The sequence below is a fragment of the Streptomyces sp. MBT65 genome (assembly GCF_016612545.1).
Lineage (GTDB): Bacteria > Actinomycetota > Actinomycetes > Streptomycetales > Streptomycetaceae > Streptomyces.
Genome location: NZ_JAENRY010000496.1, coordinates 1 through 4,249 on the forward strand (window position 1 = coordinate 1; position 4,249 = coordinate 4,249).

Genomic DNA, 4,249 nt, shown 5'->3' on the forward strand with positions numbered 1-4,249 from the left:
GGGCAGAGTGTCGAGGGTGAGGGTCCGGGAGGTGCGTGCGGCACGCGCGCGTGGGTGCGTACCGGTCGGCTCGTCGGGGTCTACGAGGGGGACCAGTCGGGAGTTCGCGATGCGGGGGCCCGGAGGGGCCGGGTGAGCCTCGTGCGGCGGGTGGGGTTCGGCGACGGGTTCCCGGGCTTCGGCGACAGGCAGGTCCGGTTCGACGGCGAGTCTCTGCTCTTCAGCGACGGGCGGCTCGGCGGTGGGCAGCGTGGCCGTGAGTGGCAGCGGGCCGTGGGCAGGTGGCACGAAGGCCTGGGGCTGCGTGTCCTCGGCCGGAAGCGTGTCGGTGGACGGTGTCTCAGCGGGCGTGGTGGCTGTTCGTCGTGCCGGCAGTTCGGCACGTGGGGTGTCGGTGCGGGCCGATGGCAGCCCGGCCGCACGTACTCCCGTACACGGAAAGGCGGTTGCCGTCCTCCCGTACGACTTCGACCGAGCGGTGTGCGGTGCGGGCCTCCTTGGCGAGGAGGGCGGCGAGTCGATTGGCGTGCGGGCTGCGGACCGCGACGCGGGGGCGCAGCCGGGTGCGGGCGAACTCTCCGGACTCCTGGTCCGCGACGAGTCTGCCCTGCTCCAGGGTGACGACCCGGTCGGCGCTGCGGGCGGCCTCCTTGGGGTCGGCGGTGGTGAACAGGACCGTGCCGCCCTGGGCCGCGTGTGCGCCCAGCATGCCGTACAGCCAGCGGCTTTCGCGGGTGGAGAGCGCGTCCGCGGGTTCGTCCAGCACGAGCGTGTGCGGGTCGGAGAGCAGGGCGCAGGCGAGGCCGAGGCGGCGGTCCATGCCGCGCGCGAGGCTGCCGAGACGTTCGTCGCGCAGGCTGACGAGACCGACCACTTCGAGGACTTCGTCGGCACGCCGAGCCGGAACTCCCGCCGCGGCGCACAACATCCGGAGGTGGCCGCGGACCGATCGCGCCGGATGTCCCGGTACATCGCCCAGGAGGACGCCGACCTCTCGCGAGGGATGGGCGATGCGGTGCAGGGGTCGGCCCCTGAAGTAGGTGATTCCACGTCCCTGTTGGAGTTCGAGCATCAGCCTGAGCGCGGCCGTCTTGCCCGCGCCCGGTGCTCCGAGGAGTGCGGTGACACGGCCCGCACGAGCCTCGAAGGAGACGTCGTCGACGGCGGGCGGATGCTCCTTGCGGGCGTTGCTGGTCAGTCCGAAGGCCTGGATCACCCACAGCAAGATAGCGCGCTATGTCCGTTTTTCCGGGCACCGAACGGCCCGCTCCGCAACGGTCGATCGCCTCGGTCGCTCCCTTCGGCCGAGGTGCTGCGACCTCACACCTCGGGGCGCAGCATCGGCGGGTTGAGCAGCGTGGCCCCGCCGGCCCGGAACAACTGCGCCGGGCGGCCGCCCTGACGGGTCGTCGTGCCGCCGGTCGGGACGAGGAACCCGGGCGTGCCGGTCACCTTGCGGTGGAAGTTGCGCGGGTCGAGCGCCACGCCCCACACCGCCTCGTAGACCCGGCGCAGCTCACCCACGGTGAACTCGGTGGGGCAGAACGCCGTGGCCAGGGACGAGTACTCGATCTTCGAACGGGCTCGCTCCACTCCGTCGGACAGGATCTGGGTGTGGTCGAAGGCGAGCGGCGCCACCGGATCGCCGTCGCGTCCGAAACCCCCTTGCTGCAGCAGCTCCTCGACGGGCGCCCACCGCGCGTTGCTGGCGTCGCCGCCGGCGCGGGGTGCGGGCAGGTCGGGAGCGAGCGCGAGGTGGGCGACGCTGACGACGCGCATCCGCGGGTCGCGCTTGGGGTCGCCGTAGGTCGCGAGCTGCTCCAGGTGCGCTCCGTTGTCCTGGACGGGAGCGGCCGGTTCGTGGGCGCGCAGTCCCGTCTCCTCCGCCAGTTCGCGCGCCGCGGCCTGCGCCAGATCCTCGTCGGCCCGCACGAAACCGCCGGGCAGCGCCCAGCGCCCCTGGAACGGCGGCTCACCCCTGCGTACCGCCAGCCCGCACAGAGCATGGCGGCGCACGGTCAGCACGACCAGGTCCACGGTGACGGCGAAGGGCGGATACGCTGACGGGTCGTAGGACATGCGGCGATCATAGTCGTCTGCCTGACGATAAACACTCCCTTCGCCGGTACCGCCATGACTGATCCACTTCGGTGCGATACGCGGCCCGATGTCCGTCTCCGGCCGTCGGCCGATATGGCCCCGTACGAGGTCACGCCCCCAATTGCAGGCCGTCGGCCGCCTCCTCGACCATGGCGACACCGAGTCTGCCGACCCGTACGGAGAAGGGGGCGCCCGCGATCCGCAGACCGGTCAGGCCGATCTCGCCCAGGGGTGCGCTGCGCACCGGGCGGAGGGTGACCGTGCGGGCGGGGGCGTCGGGGCGGATGCCCGCGAGGGTGGTCAGCAGCAGGACGCCTGCGGCCGCCGCCGTGGCCGCCGGGCGGCAGGCCGCCGGGTGCGGAAGGGGAGCGCTCCCGTCCGTGCGCTGCTCCCCCGCGTACATCTCGGGGAGCCGGTGTCCGAACGCCTCGGCGGCGGCGAGGACACCCCGCAGCAGCGAGGTCGCCTCCTTGTCGTACGCGGCGGCGGCCAGGCCCGCGACGGCGATCGCCGTCTCCGCCACCCGCACGGCTCCGCCCCGGTGGCTGAACGGGCTGTATCCCGGTTCCTTCGCGCCCAGGCCGCGCAGTCCCCAGCCCGAGTCCATGGCCGGACCGCCGAGCAGCCGGGCGAGTTGTTCGGCCCGCACCTTGTCGAGCAGGCCGGGCGCGTACTCGCCACCGCCCAGGAGCCCCGTGTCGAGAAGGTGGGCCGCGGTCGCACCCAGGTGCGGAACGAGGCGTCCGTCCGGAGCGCGGGCCGCTGCCGGGCGGCCGCCGCCCAGGTCTCCGATCCAGAAGTCCGCGCGGAAGGCGGTCCGTAACTCCTGGGCCCACTCCCGCAGTTCGTCACCGCCGGGTCTGTCGAAGGCGTCGAGCAGATCCGCACCGAGCAGCGCCGCCCGGTGGGCGTGGGCCTGTGTCTCGCAGCGGACGGGGCCGCCCGAGTGCGGGTCACGCAGATACGCGCCGTCGCCCACCGTGTTCCGCAACCAGGTCAGACAGCGCTCGGCGGCCGGAAGCAACTCCCGTGTCTCCTGCTCCGGGAGCCCCCAGCGGCGGGCCTCCGCGAGCAGCACCGGGAAGAGCAGGGTCGCCTCGGCCCCCGTGCAACTCGGCGGCAGATGGGCGCCGGCGTCCCGGCGCGGTCCGGGAATCATGCCCAACTGCGTTCCGGCGCGCCGGAGTTGGGTTCGGGCGAGGATCCGCAGTGTGCCGGCGGCGAGCCGAGTGCCGAGAGGCAGCGTCATCCGCGCCGCCGTGAGCGACTCCGTAGGCGCCAGACCGCAGCGCCAGGGTGCCCCGGCCGCGAGGTGTGTGTCGGAGGGGTGCGCGGGGTCGCGCAGCAGCAGTGCCTGGAGGTCCTCGATGCTGGTCCGCAGGAGCGCTTGGACCCGCGGGTCGTCGCCGGTCGCCCGCGCGGAGGCCAGGGGGCTGGTCGCCCCGTGGCCCACGGCCCGGACCGGTCCCGCGCCGTCCGGCCGTACCCGAAGTTCCACGCTCACCGTGCCGCCCGGTGACAGTGCGAACTCCCAGCGCAGGAGCCCCGCGGAGGCCAGCGCGTCGGCGGGCGGCGGGTCGGCGGTGACCGCCGTGCTGCCGGTGGCGCCGGACCAGCGCAGGCCGGAGTCGTGCACGCTGGCGGGCAGTTCGGGTCCGGTGTTGCCTGCGGCGATCGCGCCCAGCTCGGCCATGTCGGTGCCGAGCGCCACCTCGACCGGCAGGCGCAGCGGGCGCCGGGAGACGCTGCGCAGGGTGATGCGCTCGGTGCCGTCGGCGTGCCGGATCCGCTCGACGACGAGGTCCGGGTCAGGGCCGCAGTCCGGGGACACCCGCACCGTCCCGACGAAACGGGCACGGTCGGCCGTCGTCATCCTGGCCTGCACCGCCAGCGGTTCCCGTCCGGCCACCCGCACCTGGCAGCGCGAGAGCACGCGCCGGCCTGCACGGTAGAACCCCTCCAACCCCCGGCCGTTCAACTGCCCTTGCTCGGTGGAGACGGCCAAGCCCGGGAGGGCTACGCAGATCAGGGTGGTGTGGGTCGGGGGCAGTTCGAGGGAACGGCGGGGCAACGGGCGAGACGGGGGTGGCTGGTGTGGCGAAGGGCTTTGAGGCGGGGAGACAGGAGAGGGCTGACGTGGGGGTGCTGT

The 4,249-nt window shown here is 73.8% G+C and carries 2 protein-coding genes and 2 pseudogenes; all 4 read right to left on the minus strand.

From position 1 onward, the window contains the following. Window positions 1–288, minus strand: a pseudogene (locus tag JHN63_RS53645) (ABC transporter ATP-binding protein); the annotation flags it as partial. A gap of 100 nt (window positions 289–388) precedes the next feature. Then, a pseudogene (locus JHN63_RS49040) lies at window positions 389–1,216 on the minus strand (ATP-binding cassette domain-containing protein); the annotation flags it as partial. 104 nt (window positions 1,217–1,320) lie between these two features. After that, window positions 1,321–2,079 (minus strand): NUDIX domain-containing protein, encoded by a 759-nt coding sequence (locus JHN63_RS49045; RefSeq protein WP_200691617.1) that lies wholly within the window; start codon window positions 2,077–2,079, stop codon window positions 1,321–1,323. Between the two features lie 130 nt (window positions 2,080–2,209). Beyond that, window positions 2,210–4,171: a glycogen debranching N-terminal domain-containing protein gene (locus tag JHN63_RS49050; protein ID WP_234478861.1), complete on the minus strand. Its 1,962-nt coding sequence runs from the start codon at window positions 4,169–4,171 to the stop codon at window positions 2,210–2,212. Between the last annotated feature and the right edge of the window lie 78 nt (window positions 4,172–4,249).